General features: G+C 40.9%; 27 protein-coding genes, 1 tRNA gene, 5 pseudogenes and 1 other annotated feature. Of the genes and pseudogenes, 15 read left to right on the top strand and 18 right to left on the bottom strand.

Features of this window, described 5'->3' with window-relative positions:
* Positions 1-187: 187 nt before the first annotated feature.
* The 7 genes from IM462_RS03295 (at position 188) to IM462_RS03265 (ending at position 6,812) form a co-directional block, all read left to right on the top strand.
* Positions 188-397 (top strand): DUF2281 domain-containing protein, encoded by a 210-nt coding sequence (locus IM462_RS03295; RefSeq protein ID WP_002789196.1) that lies wholly within the window; start codon positions 188-190, stop codon positions 395-397.
* Positions 378-539: a type II toxin-antitoxin system PemK/MazF family toxin gene (locus IM462_RS03290; RefSeq protein WP_287704468.1), complete on the top strand. Its 162-nt coding sequence runs from the start codon at positions 378-380 to the stop codon at positions 537-539. The genes IM462_RS03295 and IM462_RS03290 overlap by 20 nt, the downstream gene beginning before the upstream one ends.
* Positions 540-569: 30 nt before the next feature.
* Positions 570-1,808: a tetratricopeptide repeat protein gene (locus IM462_RS03285; protein WP_287704466.1), complete on the top strand. Its 1,239-nt coding sequence runs from the start codon at positions 570-572 to the stop codon at positions 1,806-1,808.
* The gene (locus tag IM462_RS03280; RefSeq protein WP_287704464.1) at positions 1,778-2,911 is read left to right on the top strand and encodes a tetratricopeptide repeat protein; all 1,134 of its coding nucleotides are present in this window, start codon (positions 1,778-1,780) and stop codon (positions 2,909-2,911) included. Before IM462_RS03285 ends, IM462_RS03280 begins: the two co-directional genes overlap by 31 nt.
* Positions 2,912-3,386: 475 nt before the next feature.
* Complete coding sequence (locus IM462_RS03275) at positions 3,387-4,592, top strand: FAD-dependent hydroxylase (RefSeq protein ID WP_287704462.1); 1,206 nt, start codon at positions 3,387-3,389, stop codon at positions 4,590-4,592.
* 92 nt (positions 4,593-4,684) lie between these two features.
* Positions 4,685-4,758, top strand: a tRNA-Pro gene (locus tag IM462_RS03270).
* A 131-nt stretch (positions 4,759-4,889) separates the two neighbouring features.
* Positions 4,890-6,812 carry a S9 family peptidase gene (locus tag IM462_RS03265; RefSeq protein ID WP_287704461.1) on the top strand — a complete coding sequence of 641 codons (1,923 nt, stop codon included), beginning with the start codon at positions 4,890-4,892 and terminating at the stop codon, positions 6,810-6,812.
* A gap of 224 nt (positions 6,813-7,036) precedes the next feature.
* On the opposite strand, the pseudogene IM462_RS03260 reads toward IM462_RS03265, so the two are convergent.
* The 13 genes and pseudogenes from IM462_RS03260 to IM462_RS03205 form a co-directional block, all read right to left on the bottom strand.
* A pseudogene (locus IM462_RS03260) lies at positions 7,037-7,213 on the bottom strand (helix-turn-helix domain-containing protein); the annotation flags it as partial.
* A 353-nt stretch (positions 7,214-7,566) separates the two neighbouring features.
* Entirely contained in the window at positions 7,567-8,520 is a 954-nt protein-coding gene (locus IM462_RS03255) for a hypothetical protein (RefSeq protein ID WP_287704459.1), read from the bottom strand.
* Positions 8,521-8,686: 166 nt separating this feature from the next.
* Positions 8,687-9,202: a glycosyltransferase gene (locus tag IM462_RS03250; protein WP_287704457.1), complete on the bottom strand. Its 516-nt coding sequence runs from the start codon at positions 9,200-9,202 to the stop codon at positions 8,687-8,689.
* Positions 9,203-9,233: 31 nt separating this feature from the next.
* Positions 9,234-10,436 (bottom strand): glycosyltransferase family 4 protein, encoded by a 1,203-nt coding sequence (locus tag IM462_RS03245; RefSeq protein ID WP_287704455.1) that lies wholly within the window; start codon positions 10,434-10,436, stop codon positions 9,234-9,236.
* Positions 10,433-11,353 carry an NAD-dependent epimerase/dehydratase family protein gene (locus tag IM462_RS03240; RefSeq protein WP_287704453.1) on the bottom strand — a complete coding sequence of 307 codons (921 nt, stop codon included), beginning with the start codon at positions 11,351-11,353 and terminating at the stop codon, positions 10,433-10,435. Before IM462_RS03240 ends, IM462_RS03245 begins: the two co-directional genes overlap by 4 nt.
* 10 nt (positions 11,354-11,363) lie before the next feature.
* Positions 11,364-12,209: a class I SAM-dependent methyltransferase gene (locus IM462_RS03235; protein WP_287704451.1), complete on the bottom strand. Its 846-nt coding sequence runs from the start codon at positions 12,207-12,209 to the stop codon at positions 11,364-11,366.
* Positions 12,199-12,774, bottom strand: a complete 576-nt coding sequence (locus tag IM462_RS03230) for an acyltransferase (RefSeq protein WP_287704449.1) — start codon at positions 12,772-12,774, stop codon at positions 12,199-12,201. Before IM462_RS03230 ends, IM462_RS03235 begins: the two co-directional genes overlap by 11 nt.
* A gap of 1 nt (position 12,775) precedes the next feature.
* The gene (locus IM462_RS03225; protein WP_287704446.1) at positions 12,776-13,516 is read right to left on the bottom strand and encodes a class I SAM-dependent methyltransferase; all 741 of its coding nucleotides are present in this window, start codon (positions 13,514-13,516) and stop codon (positions 12,776-12,778) included.
* A 22-nt stretch (positions 13,517-13,538) separates the two neighbouring features.
* Positions 13,539-14,483, bottom strand: coding sequence for a glycosyltransferase family 2 protein (locus IM462_RS03220; RefSeq protein WP_287704444.1), 945 nt, complete (start codon positions 14,481-14,483; stop codon positions 13,539-13,541).
* A gap of 2 nt (positions 14,484-14,485) precedes the next feature.
* Positions 14,486-14,584: pseudogene (locus IM462_RS21165) on the bottom strand (glycosyltransferase family 2 protein); the annotation flags it as partial.
* A 227-nt stretch (positions 14,585-14,811) separates the two neighbouring features.
* Positions 14,812-15,357 carry a hypothetical protein gene (locus tag IM462_RS03215; RefSeq protein ID WP_287704442.1) on the bottom strand — a complete coding sequence of 182 codons (546 nt, stop codon included), beginning with the start codon at positions 15,355-15,357 and terminating at the stop codon, positions 14,812-14,814.
* A 78-nt stretch (positions 15,358-15,435) separates the two neighbouring features.
* Positions 15,436-15,744: a hypothetical protein gene (locus tag IM462_RS03210; RefSeq protein WP_287714826.1), complete on the bottom strand. Its 309-nt coding sequence runs from the start codon at positions 15,742-15,744 to the stop codon at positions 15,436-15,438.
* 95 nt (positions 15,745-15,839) lie between these two features.
* Positions 15,840-16,622, bottom strand: a complete 783-nt coding sequence (locus IM462_RS03205) for a Uma2 family endonuclease (RefSeq protein ID WP_287704438.1) — start codon at positions 16,620-16,622, stop codon at positions 15,840-15,842.
* Positions 16,623-16,895: 273 nt separating this feature from the next.
* Between IM462_RS03205 and IM462_RS03200 the strand changes: the two are divergent.
* From IM462_RS03200 to IM462_RS03185, 4 genes and pseudogenes are all read left to right on the top strand, one after another.
* Positions 16,896-18,138 (top strand): annotated as a pseudogene (locus IM462_RS03200) (ISL3 family transposase).
* A gap of 277 nt (positions 18,139-18,415) precedes the next feature.
* A pseudogene (locus IM462_RS20935) lies at positions 18,416-18,681 on the top strand (zinc ribbon domain-containing protein); the annotation flags it as partial.
* Between the two features lie 118 nt (positions 18,682-18,799).
* Positions 18,800-19,501 carry a DUF3120 domain-containing protein gene (locus IM462_RS03190; protein ID WP_287704437.1) on the top strand — a complete coding sequence of 234 codons (702 nt, stop codon included), beginning with the start codon at positions 18,800-18,802 and terminating at the stop codon, positions 19,499-19,501.
* Positions 19,502-19,552: 51 nt separating this feature from the next.
* On the top strand, positions 19,553-20,575 hold the full coding sequence (locus IM462_RS03185; protein ID WP_287704435.1) for an adenylate/guanylate cyclase domain-containing protein: 1,023 nt from the start codon (positions 19,553-19,555) through the stop codon (positions 20,573-20,575).
* A 150-nt stretch (positions 20,576-20,725) separates the two neighbouring features.
* On the opposite strand, the gene IM462_RS03180 is transcribed toward IM462_RS03185, so the two are convergent.
* From IM462_RS03180 to rplJ, 5 genes are all read right to left on the bottom strand, one after another.
* Positions 20,726-21,718, bottom strand: coding sequence for a 30S ribosomal protein S1 (locus IM462_RS03180; RefSeq protein WP_287704433.1), 993 nt, complete (start codon positions 21,716-21,718; stop codon positions 20,726-20,728).
* Between the two features lie 232 nt (positions 21,719-21,950).
* The gene (gene nrdR, locus IM462_RS03175; RefSeq protein WP_287704431.1) at positions 21,951-22,466 is read right to left on the bottom strand and encodes a transcriptional regulator NrdR; all 516 of its coding nucleotides are present in this window, start codon (positions 22,464-22,466) and stop codon (positions 21,951-21,953) included.
* 127 nt (positions 22,467-22,593) lie between these two features.
* Positions 22,594-22,689, bottom strand: coding sequence for a photosystem II reaction center protein T (locus tag IM462_RS03170; protein ID WP_012267019.1), 96 nt, complete (start codon positions 22,687-22,689; stop codon positions 22,594-22,596).
* A gap of 104 nt (positions 22,690-22,793) precedes the next feature.
* Positions 22,794-23,186: a 50S ribosomal protein L7/L12 gene (rplL, locus tag IM462_RS03165; protein WP_002781111.1), complete on the bottom strand. Its 393-nt coding sequence runs from the start codon at positions 23,184-23,186 to the stop codon at positions 22,794-22,796.
* A 44-nt stretch (positions 23,187-23,230) separates the two neighbouring features.
* Positions 23,231-23,779 carry a 50S ribosomal protein L10 gene (gene rplJ / locus IM462_RS03160; RefSeq protein WP_193957883.1) on the bottom strand — a complete coding sequence of 183 codons (549 nt, stop codon included), beginning with the start codon at positions 23,777-23,779 and terminating at the stop codon, positions 23,231-23,233.
* A gap of 99 nt (positions 23,780-23,878) precedes the next feature.
* Positions 23,879-23,995: a sequence feature (ribosomal protein L10 leader region), on the bottom strand.
* A 462-nt stretch (positions 23,996-24,457) separates the two neighbouring features.
* Here rplJ and IM462_RS03155 point away from each other — a divergent pair.
* The 4 genes and pseudogenes from IM462_RS03155 to IM462_RS03145 form a co-directional block, all read left to right on the top strand.
* On the top strand, positions 24,458-25,546 hold the full coding sequence (locus IM462_RS03155) for a tetratricopeptide repeat protein (protein ID WP_287704427.1): 1,089 nt from the start codon (positions 24,458-24,460) through the stop codon (positions 25,544-25,546).
* Between the two features lie 161 nt (positions 25,547-25,707).
* Positions 25,708-26,046, top strand: coding sequence for a XisI protein (locus tag IM462_RS03150; protein WP_002743169.1), 339 nt, complete (start codon positions 25,708-25,710; stop codon positions 26,044-26,046).
* A 74-nt stretch (positions 26,047-26,120) separates the two neighbouring features.
* A pseudogene (locus IM462_RS20930) lies at positions 26,121-26,240 on the top strand (YgiT-type zinc finger domain-containing protein); the annotation flags it as partial.
* A gap of 89 nt (positions 26,241-26,329) precedes the next feature.
* A partial coding sequence (locus tag IM462_RS03145) for a tetratricopeptide repeat protein (protein ID WP_502845529.1) occupies positions 26,330-26,666 on the top strand: 337 nt, incomplete at its 3' end.

Below are 26,666 nucleotides of genomic sequence, written 5' to 3'. Positions count from 1 at the left end.
CTTATCAAGGGTAGATCCCCCCGCCTATCGGCACCCCCCTTATCAAGGGGGGCAGGGGGGATCAAACCTAAAATCCATTTTTAATTTAATTATAACCAGCTACTTATCAGTTAAATCCTGCTCAAAAATGCTATGAACAGTTTGTAGTTGCGCTTTAGTACCCCACTCTCAAGAACAATTCTCAATCATGACAGTCCAAGATATTACAATTGCCAAAATTCGTCAACTTCCAGAGTCATTAGTTGAAGAAGTGAATGACTTTATTGATTTCCTTACCTTAAAGTACAATCAGCAGTTTTCTGATTTCGTAGAAATCGCAGAATCTGATTTTTCAGATTATTTGTCAAATCTAGAAGATTATGAGGAAAAATTAGCTCGTGGCGAAATCAAATGGTAGCGTTATTTGTGGTGATGTGGTTTTGTGCGACCTCAACCCCGTCATTGGCACAGAACAGTCAGGAATTAGACCTGTAATCATCATACAAATTGATCGAGCTAATTTAGAAACAGCGTTAAGAACAATTCTAGGTTTACTTTAAGAAAATCACTATTCTAAGTATTCTAAGCCTATGTCTAATTCATCTCTAGAACAAGACCTAAAAACTTATCAAGATTTGATCGCCATTCTCCAAGAGCATACTACACCAACAGAAGCCGAAATTCTTAATATTTTACTAGCCCGCGATCGCATTCAAACTAAGCTAACAGAAACCTATTTAATTACTGATAATATCCTAAATATTCTCCAAGAATTAGACAACATTCTTAGGAAAAAACAAGCCACAATCGCCCCAACAATCGCCAAATTACGTCCCGATTTTAATCCCGATACTAAAAATTGGTGGTGGCTACTTGAAGTCCCTAAAATTGATTCTCCTTGGCATAAATACGATTTATTGACAAATGGAGCTTCTGTTACTTTCTTGACAATTTCTTTAGGATTAATTGGTGAAATTGGCTCGCGGTTTCTTTCAGGGGGAAGCGATATTTTGGGAGGTGTTTTAGTCAGTTTTCAAAGTATATTAACCTTACTTGCCGCAGGAGGAATCTTAACTAAAACTGGACAAGAAACTGGAAAAAACTTACTGACACGCTTTGGGATTCAAGAACAATACTGGCAAGAAATTGGCGCTGGTTTATCTTTTTTATTAATGCTGAGTATTTGGGGATTAAGACTCTCTTTACCAACTGTAGCCACCTGGTATAATCATTGGGGTTGGAGTCATTATGAAAAGGGAGATTTGAGCAGTGCAGAAGAAGATTATCAACGAGCCTTGTCTTTAAATCCAGATGACGCTGAGGCACATTTTAACTTAGGATTACTCTACGAAGAATTACAGGATTTTGATTTAGCTAGAAAAGAATATATATTAGCTATACAAGGAGGAGAAATAACTACCGCTATTAATAATCTAGCTCGATTACATATTCTCAATAAAAATTATCCTGCTGCTGTTCACCTTTTACTTAAAGCCCAATCTGAGGCAAAATTAGATCAAGAAACCCAATTTGCTATCTGGAAAAATTTAGGTTGGGCGAGGCTAAAACAAGGAGATATTCCAGGGGCAGAAACAGCTTTATCAGAAGCGATTAAATTAGATAAAAATAGTGCTGCCCCTCATTGTTTACTAGCGCAGGTAAGAGAAGCCCAAAATAACCAAACAGAGGCCTTAAAAGAATGGGAAACCTGTAATCAATACGCTAACAGCTTAAATCCTGACGAAGATAGCTGGAGAATACAAGCACAACAATGTCTAGCAAACCGGGAGAAACAAAAATGCTCACCAAAACCCAACTCATCCTATTAGGATTAACCACAGGAATGCTGACCCTATTTTTAGAAAGTGCTAAAGGGATAGCCTTACCTGCTAGAATTGAATCAACAACTGGTATCGTCAAGCTAAAAAGACAAAATTGGACTGAATTTAAACCCGTTTCTATTAATACAGAATTAAACAAAGGCGATCAAATTTTTCCTCTTCAGGGTGTTAGGGTGACAGTATTATGTCCCGATTTACAACAACGCCCAGTTAGTTCAGGTGTACCCTCTGGACTAAAGACAATTTGCCCCATCTGGGAAGCGTTAAAAGCCAAAAATCCCCCACCCCCGGGTTCTTTAGGGGGAACAAATGCACTCATTCCCTATCTCATTTCACCCCGTCACACCCTGATACTGACAGATACCCCCATTTTGCGCTGGAATGAAGTTTCCCAAACGAGATATTACACAATAAAAGTTATGGATTCACAGGGGATTATCTGGGAAAAGCAAGTTTCTCAAACCCAAATTTCCTATCCCGGAACACCAGTTTTTCGGCCCGGTATTCCTTATTCTGTGACAATTCAAACCGATGGGGGACAGTCTTCCGAGCAAGATAAAGCTTCTAAAATAGAATTCATCAGGTTACATTCCTCAGAAGTTGCAACCATACAGGCCGAAGTTAATAAAATAGAACAATTAAATATAAATAAGCAAACTAAAGCATTAATATTAGCCGATTTTTATGGAACTTATACCCTACCGACTTCAACTTTTAATAACTATGTTTTATCCTCCAAATCCCTAGCAACTTATCATCTTAGCAGTGAAGCGATCACTATTCTAGAAACCACCATCAAACAGGGTCAAAATTCAGCCATCATCGAGAGAAACTTAGCTGATTTGTACTGGCAAATTGGCCTAGCTAATCTAGCTACCAATCATTATCTTAAAGCGATAGAATTAGCTCAGATACCAGAACAATTAGAAGAAAAAACCTTGGCTCAATTTGGTTTAGGAGAAGTTTATGCCGCTTTAGGAGATAATAATCAAGCCAAGATTTGGTATAGTAAAGCCAGAGAAGGTTATCTAGCTTTAGGCGATTCTGCAAGGGCTAACTTTGTGATTCAATTAATAGAAAGCTTGCCTTAAGTTAAAAAAAGAGTAGTCTAGCTGTTGCGGGTTTTGTCTTGAGCCAACTTCTCGGGTTGTTGCCCTAAGTCGGGGTATCCAGGAAGACTGGCGCCCCAGGACCATCAGCTAACAGAGCTTGTAAGTAGGTAGGCGTTAAAAATTATCAGATGCCCCCCTTATTAAGGGGTATCCCCCCGCCTATCGGCACCCCCCTTATTAAGGGGGGATCGGCACCCCCCTTATCAAGGGGGTAGGGGGGATCGAACCTAAAATCCATTTTTAATTTAATTATAACCAGCTACTTAGCAGCTTGTTATCGCCCTTCCAGAAGTTCAGGAAGAGCGATAACCCGAAACTCTCAACCACGGACAAAACCCTTTCAAGTCGATCAATGGCTAGGTGGGGTGAAGACAATCAAACCCGACAGCAACCCCGAAAATCGTGTCAGAATAGATCAGTGTAGTCACTGATTATCTTTGAGAAAAATATTTATATGTTAGGACGGGACAACTACGATTTAATCATTGTCGGGGGCGGTATAGTCGGAACCACCCTAGCGGTGGCCTTAAAAAATACAGGATTAAATATCGCTATGATCGAGGAACGTCCCCTGGAGGTGGCCGCCTCCCGTCGTCAAGCTTATGCCCTCTCGTTGATGTCCAGCCGGATTTTTACAGGCTTGGGTATCTGGGATAAAATCTCGCCCAGTATCGGTAAATTTCGTCATATTCGCCTTTCTGATGCCGATTACCCGATTTTTGTCCCCTTTGTGGTCGATGAGCTAAAAACCGATTATTTAGGCTATGTGGGCGAACATCAAGTGATTTTAACGGCCCTGCACAAGGCCAGCCAAGATTGCGATCGCATTGACTGGTTATCCCCTGCCAAAGTGTTAGAAGTGGAGTACGGAGCAGAAACAGCCACTGTCACCCTGGAAGAAGCCGGTCAAACCCGAAAAATCACCACAAAATTAGTCATCGGGGCCGATGGAGCTAGATCCGCTATCCGGCAAGGGGCGCAAATTAAAACCAAAGGTTGGAAATATTGGCAATCCTGTGTCGCTTTCACCATTAAACATCAACTCGATCGCAACGATACCGCCTTTGAAAGATTTTGGCCCACCGGTCCGATGGGCATTTTACCGCTCCAGGGTAATCGCTGTCAGATCGTTTGGACAAATCCCCATGAAGAAGCGAAAAAACTGCAAGAAATGCCCGAAGCGGAATTTATCAAGAAATTAGAGGCATATACGGGGGGATTACTGGGAAAAATAGCATTAGTTAGCCCCCGCGCTCTCTTTCCCGTACAGTTAATGCAGAGTGATACCTATGTTAAACCCCGACTGGCTTTAATTGGTGATGCCGCTCACTGTTGTCATCCCGTCGGTGGTCAAGGTTTAAATTTAGGCATTCGCGACGCAGCCGCTTTAGCGCAGGTATTAAAGGAAGCAGTGGAAAAGCAAGAAGATATAGGAGCGCTTTCTACCCTAAAATCCTACGAAAAATGGCGTAGATCGGAGAATTTAGCGATTTTAGGCTTCACGGATCTTCTAGATCGCCTGTTCTCCAATAACTGGCCGCCTATCGTTGTCATCCGTCGTCTCGGATTGGCAATGATGCGCGGTTTCCCCCCGTTGAAATTGTTTGCCCTGCAATTAATGACGGGATTAAAAGGACGTATTCCCCAATTAGCTAGATAGCCGGCCACTAATTCCGGGGATGGGGGAGAAAGGAAGAAAAAAAAAGCTTGCAAAATGCTGCGATTATCGCTATGATGGTTAAGGTTCAATATCGGGGCGTAGCGCAGCTTGGTAGCGCACTACTTTGGGGTAGTAGGGGTCGTGGGTTCGAATCCCGCCGCTCCGATTGCAGGAAAACAGAGAGTTAGGTAGGGATGCAACCAATCCCTACCTTGTCCTGTTTACTCGAAATTTTCTTAATTTATCAGCCTTTCTGATCAAGTTAGTTCACCATTAGGATCACTGCTCTAGGAGAAAATGTCTAATCAAATATCAGCTTACGGTTCCTGGAAATCACCGATTACCTCCGATCTAATTGTGGCAGCATCGATTAGTCTTGGCGGTGTAACTCTAGATGGAGAAGATATTTATTGGTTAGAAGGCAGACCACAGGAAAAGGGGCGAAATGTTTTAGTTAAATTAAACCCCGACGGCACAACCACAGAAATCACCCCAGCACCTTTTAATGTGCGAACTCGTGTCCATGAATACGGGGGAGGTTCCTATCTAATTGTTGCGGGAATTATCTATTTTTGTAATTTTGCCGACCAAAGAATTTATCGCCAAACTGCTGAGAGTTTACCCCAACCTCTGACCCCAGAAAATTCCTGTCGTTATGCGGATTTAATTCTCGATGAATTTCGCAATCGTTTAATCTGTGTTTGTGAAGATCATACCCAAAAAGATCGGGAACCGGTTAATAGTATTGTCAGCATCGATGTGGATACGGGAGAAATAGAAACTTTAGTATCTGGCGATGATTTTTATACCTCTCCTCGCTTAACTGCCGACGGTTCTCGATTAGCTTGGATTAGTTGGAATCATCCTAATATGCCTTGGGATAGTTCTTTTCTCTGGGTGGCGGATATTAATAATCTTTATTTGAGTAATATTCGGGTCATTGCTGGTGGTGAAAATGAGTCGGTATGTGAACCGCGCTGGTCTGCCGATCAACAGTTATATTTTACCAGCGATCGCAATAATTTCTGGAACTTTTATTGCTTTAACTACGATGAACAAATCGAACCAGTTCTCGAACCGATCGAGGCTGAATTTGCCTATCCTCATTGGGTTTTTGGTTTATCTAACTACGGTTTTGCTGGGGAATCACAGATTATTTGTAGCTATACAAAAGATGGTCGTTGGTATTTAGGAAGTATCGATACTGTTAATCGGGAATTTCGAGAAATTATTACTGCTGATACTAACATTTCTTCCCTACAAGTTAGCGATAACAAAATAGTTTTTATTGGCGGTTCTTTCAGGGAAGTAACGGCGGTTGTCTCAATGGATTTAGCCACAGGAACGAGAGAAATTCTCAAATCTTCCAGTAATTTAACTATTTCTAGCGATTATTTCTCGATTCCGGAAATGCTCGCTTTTCCCACCAGTCAGGGACTAACGGCCTATGCTTGGTATTATCCCCCCAAAAACCCCGATTATACCGCCCCCAATGGCGAATTACCGCCCCTTTTAGTCAAAAGTCACGGTGGACCGACGGCTGCAGCTACCTCTAGTTTAAGTTTGCGGGTGCAATACTGGACCAGTCGCGGGTTTGGCTATCTAGATGTTAATTATGGCGGTAGTACGGGTTATGGTCGTCAATATCGTCAGCGTTTGCAGGGAAATTGGGGAATTGTCGATGTGGAAGACTGCATCAACGGGGCAAAATATTTGGTTAATCAGGGATTAGTCGATGGGGAAAGATTGGCAATTTCTGGAGGCAGCGCCGGTGGTTATACAACTTTAGCGGCCTTAACTTTTCATGATACTTTTAAAGCAGGAGCTAGTTATTACGGAGTTAGTGATTTAGAGGTTTTAGCCACCGATACCCATAAATTCGAGTCGAGATATTTAGATAAATTGGTGGGACGCTATCCTGAAGAAAAGGAAATTTACTATCAGCGATCGCCTATTCATTTTACCAGTCAGTTATCCTGTCCAGTGATCTTTTTCCAAGGTTTAGAAGACCGAGTGGTTCCACCCAATCAAGCGGAAATGATGGTAGAAGCTTTAAAAGCGAAAGGTTTACCCGTCGCTTACGTTCCCTTTGCGGGAGAACAACACGGATTTCGTCAAGCTGAATCGATAAAACGAGCATTAGATGCAGAATTTTATTTTTATTCCCGTCTCTTTGGTTTTACTCCTGCTGATAATTTAGAACCCGTAGAAATTAAGTAATCGTGCAAAGTTAATTTCCTAGGTCAGTAATCGGTGAACAGCAGATCTAGACCTAATATTATCTAAAGACTAAGGCTCTACCGAACCTGTCATGCAAAACTATCAACAACTTATGCTTGTAAAGCTTGTACAATAGGGCTTTCAGTTTTTGTTAGATTGATATTTATCAACTTTAGAGCATTGCTGGACAGAGAGGGAGCTTAAGGAATTTTCTACAGTGTAAGTTCGGAAGAACCTGAAGAAGTTTGAGCATATCCTACTCTTTCTTGTCTTTCATCCCAAGCTTGTGTTCTGAGATGGAGAGCTTTGTTGTAAACCAATCTTACACAGCCCAAAGTGCGCCGCAATAGCGACTCTTGTTTTGGTGTGGGGTAAAATCGAAACGAATAGGTTTTTTCCATACCTCACATTTTAGCATATATTTTGTAAACGATGCTCATATTTAAGAGTAAGGCCGTCGTGGAACGACGGGGTTTCAGACCCAAATTTTCGATGACCGTGACGTAGTACCTCAACGGGAGTCTGACCGTATATGTATTTAGGGAGTTCGCTCCGAAATTCTCGCACCCCAATTTTCTCAATGTCATGCTTATCCATAGTCTCTCTCGTTGTGTACGCATTGTGTACACAGTGTAGCACTATTTAGGAAGGGATATCAACAAACAACTTTACTCATGTTTTACCAGATTAAATTTTTAATCTGGTTTAAAGAAAATGCCATCCATTTGCAACATCCTTCCAAATTTTATTACTTTCATTTATTACTTATAATCTTTTTGATTAAGAGCTTCATTTTTGCTTTAGTTGCTTGAACAAGGTTTCCAATATAATAAAAATCTCTTAATTGTTTATAATACAGAAATCTCATCACGCTTTTAGCCCTTCCCTGACAATGAATGCACAAAAATTTTATCTCTTTATTTAAATTTTTATTATATCCATAAGGAATTCCATTTTTGAATATAAGTTTTTTTAAACCAAATTGCATTTGGTATTCATCCTCTAAGTAATTAGTTGATGAGTTAATATTGTAATCTGGTGTCATATCATTCATGGCTCTGGTAAGATTAGCCACTTTAGAATTGTCTTTAGACCATAGATATAATAGGGTCATGTCGCATATTCCTCCTGGCTTATGATTATCAATATGCCATTGCCATTTAGCTTTTAGCTTATCTGGTATATTTTTATTGCTGTATGCTTCAATACAAAAATCTGTAAAATTCTCCAACCCCTCAAGCGTCCAATATGAAAAAGAGCTAGTAGATGCCCATCGAAAATTAGTATCTTGATTTTTAGGAGTAGATGTCATTAAAGCAGCTATACAATCATTAGGTAAAACTGGATAAACTTCCTCTGAATAATTCGCAAAAGTCATGATATCACTATCTAACAGAAATACCCTTTGATAACCATTCTCTTTCATCCATTCTTCCAACACAAACATACGTTTCCACATGGCAATCTCATATATTCCTGAGTAATCTGACATTTGAACGTAGCATTTCTGAAAATTTTGATATTTATCAAACTCTACTAGGGTTGTATCCCAGTGATTTCCCCAAAAGCCTTTATTAGTGTCATTTCCGATAAGCACAACTGTATTATTAAAGTTTGCCGCTGATTTCAAGGCAAACTTTAAATAATTTGGCTTCCCACCAAAATGGGCAATAATTACAGGAATTTCTAAGGTTTCTATTGATTTCACGGTTTAATAACCTCCATTTTTTGAATTAAGTTCTGAGTTCTGGAATCTGGTCGTTGCGCTGTTAGGACACTTCAAGGAATCAAGGTTATTGAGAATGATCGAGGAATTTATGCGCTTTTAGGCTTCTGTTATTGAAAAGAGAGGCAATTTTTCGAGGTTGCTTATATTACAATATCTCATTATACAGCTTTAAATACTTAGATGCTTGAATCTCAAGAGTAAATTCTTGCTCCACTTTTTGCCTTGCTCGAATGCACAATTGGTTATATCTTTCTGTATCTTCTAATACCCAATTAATTCCCCGTGCCAAGTCTTCCACCTCGAAGGGGTGAGCCAGATAACCATTCTCTTGATGTTCGATCATATCAGGCATTCCACCAATTTTAAAGGCAACAGAGGGAGTGGCACAAGCGAGAGCTTCCATGACTGTATTGGGAAGATTATCCTCAATTGAGGGAGCGACAAAAATATCGGCGGCGGCATAGACTAAAGCTAGGGAAATATCATCATTTAATCTGCCTAAATAATGGGTTTTTAAGCCAAAATCAGGCGGATTCACTGGTTCAGAGGCACCGAAGACCACTAACTCTAATTTATGCCGCCATATTTCCCATTGGCTGAGTTTTTTTATGGCAGGTAGCAGCAGATGAAACCCTTTCCTGCGATCGCTTGTTGCTGTCATAGCACCAAAGAGAAATTGATTTAGTTTCCAACTAGGAAACAACTGTTTGGACAATATTCAGAAATTGTTCTGCATAAGTTTGGCATTCTATTTTATTGTTGGTTCGCGCTTCTGATTCAGATATTAAATCTGGTCCAGGCATAAGCTTATTAGTTAATAATTCAAGATGATTGGCAAGCTCTTGTGAAGAATCTGGTTTAAAAAATATAGCACTGGGAGAATTTTGCTCTTTGTGGACAGAAATATCTGATAATAATATTGTTTTACCTAACACTCGAGCATCTTCTACTACTGTACTCCATCCTTCAAACAATGAAGGCTGAATCACTGCTAACGATCTCCTCATTAGTTGAATCTGATCCCAACGGGGAATTAATCCAAGAATTATAAATTGATCGCTTAAAGAGTTTTTTTCAATTGAATTTTTTATTTCTTCTCCATACTTAGGAAATCGGCTATCATAAAGTTTACCAGTACACACAACTACGGGCTTGACATTTGTTCTTTTCAATAAGATAAGTGCTTCTATGATCAGCTGATGATTTTTGTGTATCCAAAATTGATTGCTAACCAAAAAGAACTTGTTTGGAAGATTATATTTTTCCTGAACTAATGTTGGAGCTAAATCATTTTCAAACCAGTCTTGATTGGGTATCGTTCTAAAACTTAATACAAATTTCTGAGCTTTAGATTCAGGGTAAAAAGCAGCAAAATCGCTCAAAGCACTTTTACTGCTAAAGACTATATTTAACGAATTGTTAGATAAATATTCAAATGCTTTATCACGGCTTTTTATTTCTTTAGTAGAAAAATATGAGGGTAGATATTTATGTTGAAAATCTGGAATCCAAGTTGACCAACCGCAATTAAACTCCCAGGAAATACCCCAATTTATTGGAACAGGATATACAAAGTCTATTTCTTTACTTTCTAAAAGTTTTATCAATCTTCTATCCCTTAGCCAAGAAACATTTTGACCGACTTTCCATAATAATCGATTCAAAAAAGAAGGCTTTATACAATTAGTTACATATATTTCTTCTACTAGATTTTCCAGTTCTTCATAATAGCTTTTTTTGAGATTAGAACCAATAAATAAATATAGCTTAATATGCTCCCTTTTATTGGCAGGTAACTCGGCAATAGATTTGACAAGATTTTTAATATAAATAATCCCCCCCATCCAGTTATCATCAGCTTGCATCAGAATAGCAATATTTAAAGTTTTTATCATCCCATTAGCTCCGCACGACACCATTGAGTATAGACACTGATTCCTCTATCAAGAGTTACTTCAGGAAGAAACCCAAGTTTTTTGAGACAATTTATATCAGCTTTCCAGTTTAAGGGATTGCCAATAGGTATTGTACCATCAAAATGTACAAGAATATCGAGTTTCAAATGTTCTAGTATCAAGTTAACTAACTCCTTAATAGAGGTTTCTGTTCCACTTGCCAAGTTATAAACATCGGCGTGACAAGGAGCTTTTTCTGCCAAGAGGTAGAGAGCTTTTGCTATATCTCGACTATGGATAAAATCACGACTTTCATTACCCGTTCCCTGTAGATTGAGAACGGGGCTTGTCAGAGCCTTGTGACAGATATCCCAGATAACTTGTCGCCTCAACCCCGGACCATAGGCAGAAAAGATGCGTACTGTAGCTGTGAGTAAGCCATAAACTTGGAAAAACTCCTGGCAAAGTTGTTCACAGATTAGCTTATGGTAGCCATAGGGTGAAATAGGATTGAGGGAATGACTTTCATTAACGGGTAAAGTTTTGGGATTACCATAAACAGCAGCACTAGAAAGATAAATAACTCGGCATTGAGGTGCATGAAGGCGAAGTGCATCTAATAAGTTGAAAGTAACAACTACTCCATCGGTAAAATCTGCTTTTGGTTCACTTACTGAAAGAGGAACTGATGCCCTTGCAGCAGAATGGATGCAGATCTGTGGCTGTAGTTGTTCGATGAGTATGGCTAAATCAGGGGAAGGTAGAGTGAGTTGATAATAACGCAAGAGATCTTGAGTTGGCGCGTTTTCTGGAGGACGGGTTCCCAAACCGACAACAGACCACCCAGCTTGGGCGAATTCGCGAGCTATATACCGCCCAATAAATCCTGTAACACCAGTAATAAGAACAGTTTTCAAGATATTAATCTCAGGGTTTGATAGCAATAAATGAATAATGACGACCTGGAGTTTCTGACTTTTGAGATTGATACCAACCACAAAACTTTTGTACAGTTTCATTGTTAGCCAGCCAGTTGCCTAATTTATCACCAATAATAGGAGCTAGGACAGATTTAATTAAGTTTGAAAAGTCCTGTTGGGTCATCGGTGCATAGTTGATTACGCTCTCGAAGGGAGCGATTGCTTTTTGCAGTTTTAGTCTTGCTGTATCGAGAGCTTCTAGGTATTCTTGGAGCAAATAAGCGTTCTCTCCGCCATATAAAAAATGTAGAGGATGTGACGCTAAAAAGAGTGGTAAGTCTTCCTTTTTTGAGATAATATGTTCACGAGTTGCTATCAATACTCCTCCAGGTTTTAAGACTCGTGCAGTTTCCTGACAGAGTTTTTTCAAGTCATAGGCATGATGCAGTACCGCTCGTCCATAAACTAGATCAAAAGTATTATCCTCAAAAGGTAAGGTTTCTCCATATTCTTGAATAATTTGAATAGGTAACTGAGTGCTGTCAACTAAAGATTGGATAGCTTGAGCACCAACCAGTGGACTAGAATCTGGTTCTAAGGCAGTCACGGAACATCCCAATTTAGCAAAAGCATAACTGGAAATTCCTCGACCTGCACCCAAATCTAATACTTTTCCTGGTATATATTGACTCAATAGATTTTTAACTGCAAGCCATTCTTCACTGTTACTAAATCTTTCTGCCGCTAACTCTAACGGATCGTCGTAATAACAGCAACGTACCAGTTCTTGTTTTTCTGGCTGCTCTCTAAGCCAACAAACTGCTTGTTCCCAAGTTAATAAATTAGCGTTCATGTTCTGGAATCTCCCGAATCACACGCGCTGGATTACCAGCGACAATAGTCCATGCTGGGACATCTTGAGTAACAACTGAACCTGCTCCAACAACTGCCCCCTCACCTATCTTTACTCCTTTGAGAATGATTGTGCGTGCTCCGATCCATGCTCCTCTAGATATTTTTATTTGTGAACTTTTCGTTGTACTCCAATCGTGCTTTCCCTGTTTCCAATCAGCCAAATCATTCTTTCTAATGCTATAGCTAATGCTGTGATTATTGCTATCAGCTAATATACATTGATAAGAAATTAAAACATCATCTTCTACAGTAACTGACCTAACGCAATCTATAATAGTGTCACCACCAATAAACACGTTGTTACCTATATTTATTGAACTTTCTTCAGTTTCAGTGACTAGATTTCCTTGAATTAAGCAATTTTCACCTATGATAATATTACTCTTTTTGAAACGTTTATCTATAGTTCCAGTAATTTGAGTGTTCGCTCCAACAGATATTGATATTAAACTCTTTTTGTGAGTCAAATAAGTAGTTAAGTAGGAATAAAATTTTCTAAGCATTTTAAAATTTCTCTATATTTTTAATGCAAATAAACCACTTGCCTACGGAAATATCATCTTGCCAACTTGAATCAATTACAAAGACAGACTGATAGGAAGACTTGTATTTATTTAACCACCAATTAACAGAATTATTATGAAAGCTCTGAAGAGTTTTAATCCATCCCTCATCTTTACCACTTCTAGAAACAGGAATCATATGGAAAGAACTATACTGCGTAATTCGATAAGCTTCAGCAACAAATTGCACAATTCCATTTTCGGTGAAGTGCTCAAGAGAACCTATAGAATAAGAATAATTGAAAGAATTATCATGATAATCTGTTTTTGTAGCATCACATATTTTAAGGCGTTCTTCAGGTATACCACGATCTAGGGCTTTCTTGATCAAGAAATCGGAAATATCACAGCCATATACTTCGATTGGTGGGAATTTAGACAGAGTCTCAATATTCTTACCAGTACCACAGGCAATATCTAAAACTTTACCTCGGCAATTGACCATGAGAAATTCCAGTTCATTCCAAGCATTACCTTCACCCCAAGTGTCTAAAATTTCTGCCATATCGGGATTCCAGTAAATTTCTAAATCTTGACCATTATCACCAATAATTCGTGAACCAGATGATTGATTTTTAGGGTAAACATAATGATCTAATATCCTTGACAATTTTACTCTTAATAAAGCAAAAGTCTTCAAAAATAATGGAGGACACATCTCTTTATAAAATTCCTTGAGCATAATTTATCTCCTCAATATTAATCTAAGGTTGTTGTTTCAGCGATTCTAACATATCGTAGCATTTTAAATATAGTATTTTGATCAGGGATTTTGACTCTCTTTGAAGTTCTTTAAAATGTTCAGCTAAGACCAGATATGCTGGAAAGCAAACTTCACATGAACTTGGATACGATATCACCTTATCTGTTATGGCATTATCAAAATCATCGTTTGTTTTGTTGGCGACAATTTCTCTCCCTCCATGCGTGCCACTGCGGTCAAATCCTATGTTTGTGACTAATGATTGAGTAGGAAATAGAGTCAACCCCTGCTGCATAAACACAGTTAAATACCAAACAATCGCCCACGAATCGATTTTATTTTTTATTTGACTTTCCAGCATTTTAAAATAAGGATATGAACCATCTAAATCAAATTTATACCTGAGTAACGATTCCCCCTTCAACTTTTCGTACCCTGACATAGAAAGATCAAGGTATTTCCAAGAACTCTGCCAAGTTGCCCATCCCCAAGAAGTAGGAAATGGTAAGAATATTGCATCTGTTTCCAGTTCAAGCTTTACCGGAAACATATATCCAGATATTTGCATGACATGGTGAGCATCTTTATAGAGGTTTAAAGCTTTGTTCATGTAGTCAAGGAAAAATGGAGATAGTATCAAATCATCTTCAATTACGATCACACTACCATATTCATCACATAGATCTGTCACGCCTCTAATAATCGAGTTTGCAAGCCCTAAATTAGTTTCCCTCTCAATAATGTTAACTGTCCCACACCACTTTTTACTCCTAATTACTTCTCGTACTTGTTTGACATATTCCTGATCTTCTTGTCGCTTAGGGGCATCACAAAATATAAATAGTTCGCTTTCTGCTGCTCCCTCATTCCGAGCTAAAGATTCCAAAGACCGCAATGTATGTCCAGGTCGCTTATAAGCAAAAAATGCTATCGGTGCTTTCTTCATAATGGTCTTGCCTGACGAATGGCTTCAAATACTCTCGCCGTCGTATCAGGTCGATTGAAAATCAGGAAGGCGACAGGAGTGGTCAGTTGGAAGTCAGTCATAGACGAATTTACTCTTAACCTCTGTTATTTTGAACTATCCCGACCAAATTGTCAACCCAAAGCGGCACAAATCCTCAACTCTCTCCCCGGCGACGGTTGAGCAAGGCGAGAATCAGTCTAAACTCTTAGAGGATGTTTGAAAAGTCAGGAGACCACTAGGGGTAGTGTAGAGATATAGATGTTCTAAGGGTAAGGAAGATGATTCGACTCATGTTGAGGCGGCTTGCCTAGACGACTACGCTACCTGTGACCCTTTTCAAACATCCTCTCAAGAATCTGGAGAACAAGCTAGAGTCAAAGAGATTACGATCAGTAAAATCATCTGCCTCAACATGACGCAGCAAAAATGGAGGATGTTTTAACGGAAAATTCATTTCTTTAACAGGAAGATTTGCCACTCTACTTTTACTAGCAATTGTATGAGTAGCATCTTCACCAAATCCAATATTACTAACTAAATTTACATTAGGAAGGATAGTTAGACCATTCTGAATCCAACAGGCAAACGTCCATCTATAATCCCACACAGTAGGATCTCCTTCATAAGTTCTCTGAAAGTTTTTAGTCCAGTATTTTACTACTTTTCGATTTTCTAGGATAGATGTGAGCCAGTTTTCTTTTCTAATTTTTGGCCACAGTTTCAAACCATAATCAAAGTATTTCCAAGCTCTCCGCCAACTTGCCCATCCCCAGATATGATTGTAGCGAGAGAAGTAGTAACTGTAATCCGTACGACTGCGCCCAAATTGAAAATTATTTCCTGAAATGACCATTATCCTTTCATCATGTCGGTAGTAGCTTAGTAGTTCCTCGCAAAAGCGGAAAAAAGTTGGATGAGGTAGGCAATCATCTTAAAGAATAATTGCTTCTTCCACCTGCTCAAATATCCATGTAATTCCTGTCGCTGGAGGCTTACCACATCCTAAATTTAAATCAGAATAATCCGTCAACACCTCACAATCCCAATCCACACCCTCGATAACTGCACGGGCGGCCTTACACTTTTCAATATCATCGGCTCTATCTGGACGCGGACCGTCGGCAACCACTAATAACTTAGGTGGTTTCGCCTGACGAATGGCTTCAAACACCCTCGGCGTCGTGTCTGGTCGATTGAAAATCAGGAAGGCCACAGGAGTGGTTAGTTGGAAGTCAGCCATAAACGAGTTTACCGTTAACCTGTGGCATCATAACCCACCCTGCCCAAATTGTCAACTCTAGGCTAGTGGGACTACCAAAATCCACCCAGAGAAATTCAGAGACTTTCGGGATTAATCCCCAATTCCCTGAGTTTAGCCGCCAATCGTTCGGCTTTTTCTTCGGCTTCCTCAGCTTTCTGTTGTGCTTCCTCAGCTTGCTGTTGTGCTGCCTCAGCTTGCTGTTGTGCTGCCTCAGCTTTCTGTTGTGCTTCTTCAGCCAACTCTCGCGGGGTTGGTAACAAGATTCCATCTAAAGTCGCCCAGCGAATCCAGACGGTTGTTACCCCTCTATATTCTCCCTGCCAACGAACTAAAGCTAATCCCAAACGACCACTGATTAGCCATCCTTTCTCGTTGGGTTGCCGTGGTTCATATAGGCCATCAACTAAGACAAATTCGGCAAAATCTTCAGGGTTAAAAGGATCGTAACAGAAATATTCAGGCACTCGTAACTTATCTTGATAAATCTGTTTTTTCTCGTTTTTATCTATTTGGGCGGTGCTTTCCGAGAGGAGTTCAATCACTACATCGGGAGCTTTTCCCTCCTCCCAAGTAACCCAACTTTTTCGCTCTCCTTTTGGTACACCTAAGACGGCAAAAAAATCAGGTCCTTTGAAGTCTTGATTTTTCAGTTGTGCTGTACTGAAATAGACGAACATATTGCCACTGGCATAACCATCTTCTCGTCGGTCTAGCCAAGGGGATATACTGTCTATTAACAGATCCATCTGCCATTTATGCCTTTGAGTTTCCATCGGTACTCCATCATCGCAGGGAAGTTCATCTTGCGTGGGTAATGCAGTTAACTGCATTGGTTGACTAAACGTCAGAGTTTCCATATTTCTGTCCTAGATTTTGGGTTTAGTTATTTAGATTTTCTAGATTTTTTGCCCTCTTTCAGGCAAATACTACTTTAATTGAGTAGCTACAGCAATTCTAAATGATTCGTGAACGGGCAAGGAGCTTAATCCCATTGTTCAGCTGCTTATTGTCAAGGGTTTAGGGGATTACTATCTGTTCTATCACAATTCTAGACTAAGACGCATTGGCCTTTCTAGGTTCTGTGTGAGCATGGTATGATAGTAACACAGAACAGGAGGTGAGTTAGGTGGATAAATTTTGATCAACTCCTCGATTTACCAAATGTAACTGTGGTCAATTATCAAAAAATTGCTCAGACAATTTTCCTAAAGCTCGCTCTTTTAAATGAAACAATTCAATGTCCGAATTGCCATCAAATCTTGGACAGAATTAATCAGGCAGAGTATAATCTAGTCAGAGATTTATCAATATTAGGCAGTCGGGTATATTTATAAGTACCACGCCGTCAGTTTCATTGTCAAAAGTGCCAAAAGTATATGAGCGAAAGACTGAGTTTTATGAGATTAAGACAGCATCATACAATCCGCTATGAATCGATGATTTATGAGAGAGTAAAAAATTGTAGTATCGAATAAATAAGTCGAGAAGAAGGGTTTAGATGGGAAGAAGTTGAGTTAATATTTAATCACTTTGCTAAAGAACTAGAAAAGGAAGAGTGGGAAGCACCAGAACGAATAAGCTTAGATGAATTTATAGCGTTTCCTGTTCGTAAAAGGTACATTATTGATGTTTAAAAGCTTAATTAGCAAAGGTTTAACTGTGCCACACAGGTGTGAGACTTGCTATAGTAACTTAAAAGGACATAAAGATTTCATCACAACGGTCGTAGATTTGAACAATAAAATTTTACTAGATGTGATTCAAGGACATAAGCAAGAAGAATTAATGGAAGCCTTAAAAGCACAGCCAGACGCAGTTCGGGAGAAGATGAAAGAAGTGAGCGTCGATATGTGGTCAGGATTTACAGCAGTGATCAAGGAATTATTTCCTAATGCTAAAATCATCTATGGTCGTTTTCATGTAATGGATATCATTAATGACGAGCTTAATAAATTGAGAAAGTTAATGGGGGTGCATGAAAAAGGATTACCTCATTTATTATGGAAGAATAAAGAGGACTTAAAGGACGAGCAAAAACAACAACTAGAAGTTATCCTGAAAGAACATCTATGCTTGGGAATAGACTAGGAAATGAAAGAAGAAATAAGACAAATTTATCAAGGTTGTAAGACGTTCAGAGGTGCTGAGAGAAAATTGGAAAAATGGATAAGAATAGGCGGGATATTATATCAAAGTAGTGCCAGCATGATCCAGAAGCATTTGCCAGGTATTTTTAATTACTTTGAAAATCAGACAACCGACGGATTAATTGAGGGAATGAATACCAAAATCAAGCTTATTAAAAGAATGAGTTATGGATTTACCAATTTTGAACATCTTCGACTTAAGCTGTTTGCTTGCTTTAATTTATAACAAAAATTAACACACGAAAACCAGAAGAGCCTAATATTGACATTCTCTAATCCCTACTACGAAAACTATTGCCTAAAAAATACGGATGTTTATTGCCAGAGTGATTGCCCTTGGCTATAAATTTACATACTACTACTATGCTACTTAGTGAAGTGCGGAATCTGGGTTTAATAGATGAAGTTTATATATTAGTTCTCACGCCTGTGTGGTACAGCTAAACCTTTGCTGATTAAGCTTTTTAACATCGATAATGCACCTCTTGCGAACAGGAAACGCTATAAATCAAGTGGTTAGTTTGCCACTTGATGTTAGAACATAGACTTGTGAACATTGTCAGACAACTCATGACCGTGACATAAATGCGGCAACAAATATCAAAAATGAAGCCTTACGGATACTTACTTGTACTGAGCAAAGCCGAAGCTTGCCCTGAGCTACGTCGAAGGGTATTGTCGTTAGGAAAAGCGCGATACTGCCCATAGAGGGGATGTAAGACCAAAAGCTGGGCGTAAGTCCGTCTTGAGGCAATCCCCCGTGAAATAGGAAGCTCTCAACGACCTTGAGAGTAGTTCACTTTATCAAAATCTTCCAGAGGGGATATAGTGGAGAGAGAATGATGTATCTTAATATAAGTAAAGTTTCGTAACAATTCTGAAATCCTTTGCTCAACTCTACCCTAGTTCCCAGCAATCCTGATCGCCTGAAACCCCTAGCCCCTAACTGGGAAAAATGTCAATCCGTCTTTTGGACAGCAGCATTTCTGGTATCAGTCCCCGTATTCATACAAGCGCCCCTAGTGCGCTACTATCCCGAAGTTAGCCTAGGTTTAACCTTTTTCTGGGTGGGGTTAGGGGTTTGGCTGCTCAAACAAGCAAAAATCAGTCTTTGGGGGGATTTACTTTTGGGCTTTAGTTGGAGTTGGTTAGCAGGTTCTCTGTACTGGGGTTGGTGGCGTTGGGAACCGTTGATCCATATTCCCATGGAAGCGATCGGGCTGCCCTTTGTTCTCTGGGGATTATGCAAAGGTCGCGGCAAAGTGGGCAATCTTTTCTATCTGGGTTCTTTGTTAGGAACCGCCATCACCGATTTATATTTCTATCTAACGGGACTAATTCCCTACTGGCGACAATTAATGACCGTGGAACTAGACCCCAACCTAGTATCGCCGATATTTCATAACGCCTTAGCCCAAATTGAGACCCCCTGGGGCATCAGTTGGGCGATTGTGCTGCTCAACCTGCTCTTAGCGATCGGTATCTATCCTTTGCAAAAAAGGGTATGTCATTGGTGGGCATTTAGCGGAGCCGTATTGAGTACAATTTTAGTCGATGGTTTATTTTGGATTACCGCTTCTCTGGCTTAATAGAATAAACTATATAATTAGTGCAGTCTATCTATTGCCGCTTATGCACCCGTGGATATACTACCAGGACAAAATCCCTATTTACTACTCCATACCGAGAAGGGCCAGCGTTTTTTCCCTCTCGTGGGGAAATCTTGCTGGACAATCGGACGGGGCAAAGATAACGATATCGTGATTAAGGATCACTGTATCTCTCGCAATCACGCTATTTTACAATCCACGGAAACAGGGGATTTTTATCTGATCGATCTCGGTAGTCTCAATGGAACTTTTGTCAATGGCAGAAGGGTGGCCATTCCAGTGACTATCCATAGCCAAGATCAGATCACCTTTGGCAAAACCGAGGTGCAGTTCTATCGTCCTACTCCCACCAATGTGGGCAAGCAACCGCGCAATTTAGAATGGGATACCCTCACCTCCGCCGTCCATGAACGGCGCTTAACATCGGTGATGGTGGTGGATATGCGGAATTTTACGGCTTTAACGAGGCAATTAGACGAAAAAGTGCTTTCTTCTCTGATTGGCAGTTGGTTTCGCCATGCCGGGGGTATTGTCCGCAGTTCTGGCAGTTGGGTAGATAAATATATTGGTGATGCGATCATGGCCATCTGGTTTCACGGCCAACAGGAAGTCGATCAAGACGATATCTTGCAAATTTTTCAAGCAATTACGCAACTACATAACATGACTCGCGCCTTAAGCGAACAATATCCCTTACCCTTTAAATTACGCATCGGTGCGGGAGTGAACACTGGTTATGCCATGGTCGGCAATACTGGCAGCGGTGAACATCCAGATTATACGGCGATCGGGGATACAGTCAACGCTGCTTTTCGTTTAGAGTCGGCTACCAAAGAAATGGGCAAGGATTTAGCCATCGGAGCTACTACCTACAGTTATCTCATCGGTTTACCCCATCTCCACCAAGTTTTTGCTCAACATACCGTCAGTCTGAAAGGATACCACGATAGCACTATTGCCTACGGAACCACTTTTGATGACTTGGATCGTTTCCTCGATGCCAATATTAGTGAGGAGATGACTGGAATTACAGGATTTATCGGCAGTGTCTGAAGATTGAAATTAAACGGGGAGTTGGGAGACGTTTCAGTGATCAGTGATCAGTAAACAGTAATCAGTGAAAAGACAGTAGGAAACTTCTATTTAATACTGTACACTTAAAACTCAAATCTGATCACTGATAACTGATCACTGATAACTGACTTACTCCTCGGTGGCGGCGAGAACTAAATCTTCCTCCTCCAAGGCGGGGGGGATTTCGATTTCTTCCACTACTTCCGAGACGGTCCGACCTTCCGCTTCCGCTAGACGTTTTTCTCGGTATTTAATCGCCATTTCTTCAGCTTTTTCAAACACTAACGGGCGATTTTTTAGCATATCTCCCGGTTCTGGTTCTAATTGTTTAGTCGAGAGGGAAATGCGACCTCTTTCGGCATCGAGATCGATAATCATCACTTTTAACTCATCATTGACATTGAAAACCGTGTGGGGGGTGTCAATGTGATCGTGAGAGATTTCGGAAATATGCAGTAAACCACTGACTCCACCAATATCGATGAAAGCACCGTAGGGCTTGATTCCGCGCACGGAACCGATTACCACCTGTCCCACGGCTAAACCGTTCATCTTGCGTTCCACTAAAGCGCGACGATGACTTAAAACCAGACGGTTGCGATCTTCATCCACTTCTAAAAACTTTAAGGGCAATTCCTGACCAACTAAATCCTCTTTCGCTTCTCTGGTGCTAATGTGAGAACCGGGGATAAAGCCGCGGAGACCTTCAATTCTGACTAATGCCCCACCACGGTTAGTGGCGAAAACATTCGATCGCACGGTAGCATCTTCTTTTTGCAATTGACGCACCCGTTCCCAAGCGCGCATATATTCGATGCGACGGATCGACAGGGTTAGCTGTCCATCTTCATTCTCGTCGGTAAGAATGAAAAATTCCCGAGTTTCGTTGGGCTGTAAAACCTCTTCGGGATTATCGACGCGGTTGATCGACATCTCCTGCACGGGGATAAAAGCGGCGGTTTTAGCACCGATATCGATGAGCGCTCCCCGGGGTTCCATGCTGAAAACAGTCCCGGCGACAACATCTCCCGGACTGAAATGATAATCGTATTTGTCTAGAAGGGCGGCAAAATCTTCATGGGTAAAGCCTATGTTTTTGTTTGCGGTTTTTTGGGTGGTCATGTACGTTGTTTGGGCCTCGGAATTTCCGTAGGTTTTTCCTCCTATGTGATGTACAGTTTCTAAATACAGGAGATGCCTCCTAATTTAGTTCCTAGGCAGGGCCTAGGGGATGAACTGCCGCATCCGGCTTTCTTGGAGGCAATCCGCCTCAAGAATGACTTTTAAGAATCCAACCAGAGCTTGGGCTTTAAATAGCACAAGGGATCCTAATTATAACTGAATCGGGAACTATTTAAGACGAGGTGATCACGCTGGCTTCTTCCACTGGAGACCAAGAAGGATGAGCGCGTTCGATTTCGGAGGATTGCAGCAGCGCTAAAGCGGCGATAAAGTCTCTAATTCCCTGAAAATTGCTGTAAACCGAAGCAAAGCGAACATAAGCCACTTCCGATTCCTGCCGGAGGTATTCTAGGACTAATTGACCGATCTCCTGACTTGTTACCTCCCGTTTTGAGTCTTGCTGCAGACGGGATTCGATATCATTGACGATCGCCTCTAATCTTGAGGGGGGAATGCCGGTTTTTTCGCAAGCGCGGACGATCCCCCGCAGCAGTTTGCAGCGATCGAAAGATTCCCGTTTACCATCTTTTTTAATCACCGTGATCGGCACGAATTCGATGCGCTCGTAGGTGGTGAAGCGATGTTTACATTGTAAGCATTCACGACGACGACGAATGCTCTGACCGTTTTCGGAGGAACGGGACTCTAAAACGCGACTATCGGTATGCTGACAATTAGGGCATTGCATAGGAGGCGCTCGGTGAGGGGAACCTTTAATTTAAGCCTTTAAATACGAAAACCAGAGCCGCTAACCTGCTTTTGACAAGCGGGCGGCTCAGGGAAGAAAATTATTAACCTAAACGGAGTTAAGAAATTTACTTTTGAATCCGGGGAGGTTCCCGGAAGGCGATGGCGAAGAAAATTACCGACAAAGCCATAGTTAAAACTAAAATGTAAGCGACGCTTTCCATGGTTGGACATCCTACAAGACTGCTATAACAATCCTATAGTATCAGGAAATGAGCTTTTCGGCTTGTCTGGGGATGTAATCTACATCCCCAGAATCAGTGGCAATCTATTTAACGCTAACTTTTGCCCCGGCATCTTCCAGTTTTTTCTTGACGGCGGCGGCATCATCTTTGTTAGTGCCTTCTTTAACCGCTTTGGGAGCGGCTTCTACTAGGTCTTTCGCTTCTTTGAGTCCTAAACCGGTCAATTCGCGCACTACCTTGAGGATAGCAATTTTCTTGTCGGCGGGAACTTCTTCGAGAACGACGTTAAATTCGGTTTGTTCTTCCACAGCTTCAGCCGCAGCCGCAGGAGCAGCCCCGGGGGCAGCCATAATTATGCCACCGGTCGGAGCGGCGGCACTAACTCCAAAGGTTTCTTCGATACCTTTGACTAATTCCGCAGCTTCTAAGAGGGTCAGGGTTTTGAGTTTTTCTAAGATTTCAGCTACAGCAGACATGGGTTAGACTCCTAATTGTTTGTAAGTGATTGATTGGCGCGGTATTAAGCCGCTTCTTTTTCTTCTTGACGGGCTACGGCATCCACGGCACGGGCCAAAGATGCGGGAACTTCGTTGATGCTGCGGGCCAGTTTGGCGGCAATGGCGTTGATTGCTCCGGCTGCCTGAGCGATTAACTGTTCTTTCGACGGTAAATCGGCGATCGCTTTGAGCTGATCTTCCGTCAACAGTTGACCTTTTGTCCCTTCTTTGAGGACACCGCCGCGCAATTCGGTTTTTTTGCTTTCTTTTTTGAACTCTTGATAGGCCTTGAAAGCTCCACCGATATCCTCTTTTACGAGCAGAAAGGCGGATGTTCCCGATAAAAGGCTTTTCATCGGTTCCCAGCCACTATCTTCAGCGATCGCCAAGCCCATCAAAGTATTTTTGGTGACTTTACAAATCGTTCCCGTGGGGCGCAATTTGCGGCGTAGATTGCTGATTTCGGCGACGGTTAAACCTTGATAGTCGATGACCATCGTTAATTGAGCTTCGCTCAGGGAGGTTTTTAATTCTTCTAGAATCACTCCCTTGCTTTCTCTGCTTCTCCCCATCCCTTGTTCACCTCCTGTATGCGGGGGACCGGTTCCACAGGCACAAAAATAACCCCTTGTAGCGCCGGGGTTGAGTGGAGAGAATTCAGTTCAGGCACGACCAAGACAGAAAAAATCTCTCTTTAGTCTTTTTGGCTGCTGTTTTCTCGCTTTGACCTCGGCAGGGTATTTAAGCTGTTTGGCACCTGCTGTCTTTGGCTTAAGCCAGCTTCTTATTGTAGCACTATTGCGGAATTTATGTCAAGCAATGGGAGGGAGCGGGCAGGGGCAAAATCCTGACGAGTAGGACAGGCCTCCTCGTTGAACGCCAAGTCTAAAACCCGATGTCAAGAGTTCCCTCTCTGTTAACCAATGACCGCGAACCGCTTGGAATAATTTTGGCTCTCTTAGGTTTGGTGGGTAAAATGTATTCTAAGATACAGTTCTGCTGGTGAGCGAGTGGAAAGAACCACAAAGACACAAAGGACACAAAAGAACTCTTGCAAATGTTTCAAGGCAGAAAATATTTACATGAAGCTAAAAAATAGTTAAAATAGAAGGGTAGTTTTGAAAAAAATAGGTTCTCCTACATTTTGGGCGAACGAGAAAACGGGGTTTTTTAAAAACCCCGTTTTCTGAGATGAGGACTAAAGTTCAACAACGAACCTAATTAAAGCCAAACCTCAATTGATTCTAGTTATGAATAAATTTCTCAAACTCTTTACCCCCATTTCCCTGATATTAATTACGGTAGGATTTCCGTCGGCGACTTTTAGCAACACTGTTGGAGTTAACACGATTTTTCAGGTAAAAGGGAAAGTTACCGTTAAAAAACCACAATGGAAAAAAACCCTTCCCGCTTCTGTCGGACTTACCCTCAGTTTTGATGATAAGTTAGAAGTAGCAGCCAACGCTTCCGTTAAGGTTTATTGTAGTAATCAACAGACTTGGACGGTTAAACCGGGAAAGTATATTATTTCTAATGGCTGTCCTCGGGGAAATCCTGTGATTTCACTTCCCAATAGTAATAATACAACCCTCCGTCCAACAGGAAATAAAGAGAAAGTTTTAGCAAAATTACCTTATCTAATTACTCCTCGTGAAACGAATATTATTACCAATCGTCCTTCACTGCGGTGGAATGCTGTTCCGGGTGTAACTAATTATACTATCAAAATAGATGGGGTTAATTGGGAAACGCAGACAAATAAAACTGAAATAGTCTATCCCGGTGAACCTCCTCTGGAAGCAGGAAAGCGATATCGAGTAACCATAGAAGCTGATAATGGTGCGTCTTCTAGACGTGATGATGAAAACGTCGGGTTTACAGTATTAGATGAACAGACGAAGAAAACGGTTTTAGATGCTGTTAAAGCTGTTCAACAGCAGCAATTATCCCCGGAGGAAGCAGGGTTAGTTTTAGCGCATCTTTATCGAGGTTATGGGTTGTATGGGGATGCGGTTGAGGTATTAGAAGGATTGGTGAAGCAAAATAGTCAGGTTGCTACCGTTTATCAACTGTTAGGGGATACTTACCTTAAGATGGGTTTACCTCAGTTGGCAAAAAAACCTTATGAAAAAGCGTTAAAACTGGCAACAAATACGCAGAATTTGTCAGTGCAAGCGGAGATACAAGCGGGTTTAGGAATAGCTTATCGTCTCTTGGGGAGTAAGGATGAGGCGATACAGTGGTTAACCAAGGCGAAGGGGACTTATAATCAGTTAGGGGATATTTCGCAGGTTCAGGAATTGGCTAAAACAATTAATGACATTTTAAGGAGGGAGTAAGGATGAAAGTTATAGCACTCCCGTAGGGGCGAAGCATTCGGGCAATAACCTATCGCTGAAACCGTAGATTTCTTATCCGAATGCTTCGCCCCTACAACTTATTTGAAATTACTATAAATTATGGATAATGGCTACTACTTTTGTACGGAGGTAATTACACAATGGATAAAGATAAACTCATAAAATATCGTCAAGCAGTGCAAAATTTGTTAAGTCGCTATGTAGCAGAAGATGTTACCAGTGAAGACGTAGAAGTACAATTAATATTTGATGTGGAACGGGATCATTATCAGTGGATGAATGTAGGATGGGAAGGTTTAAAACGAGTTTACCGCTCGATTGTTCATTTTGATATTCGTGATAATAAGATTTGGCTACAACAAAATTTAACGGAATTGAATCCAGCAGAAGATTTAATTTCAATGGGTGTTAAGAGGGAGGATATTGTTTTAGGACTGCAACCACCTTATAAACGGCCTTATACTAATTATGGTACTTAAAACAAATTCTCCTTGTCCCCTTGTTCCAAGGCAAAGCCTTGGAACACAATATCTAAGGCTCTGCCTTAAAGTAATGCTATAACTGTGGTGAGGTTGTTTTTAGTAGTGAAACGGCAGAAAAAATCAGAATTTTACTACAGCACAAGGCTCAACCCGACAAATCTATTCAAGTTGATGTTTTTGCCTATCAATAAACTCTAGGGATAAAAAACCAATGAAAGTATCAATCAAATCAGGGATAGCGGTTGTCGTCATTACCGGGATGATGGGATTATCGGGAGTCATGTTAAACCCAACGGTGGGACAGGTGATTTCTCAGGTTTCACCGCAAGATAAATTAGCCGAAGCAGAGAGGCTAACTCAGCAAGTTATTCAATTGTATCAGCAGGGGAAATATAACGAGGCGATTCCTCTAGCAGAACAAGCTTTAGCTATCAGGAAACAACAATTAGGAGACAACCATCCCTCTACCGCCACCAGTCTCAACAATTTGGCTGCACTTTACGAGTCTCAAGGAAGATACAGCGAAGCCGAACCCCTCTTAAAACAAGCTTTAGCTATCAAGAAACAACAATTAGGAGACAACCATCCCGATACCGCCATTAGTCTCAACAATTTGG

The organism is Microcystis sp. M144S2 (assembly GCF_020246065.1).
In the GTDB taxonomy this organism is placed as follows: domain Bacteria; phylum Cyanobacteriota; class Cyanobacteriia; order Cyanobacteriales; family Microcystaceae; genus Microcystis; species Microcystis ichthyoblabe_A.
The sequence above is the reverse complement of the archived record's forward strand: the minus strand, read 5'-3'. Positions and strand labels throughout refer to the sequence as shown.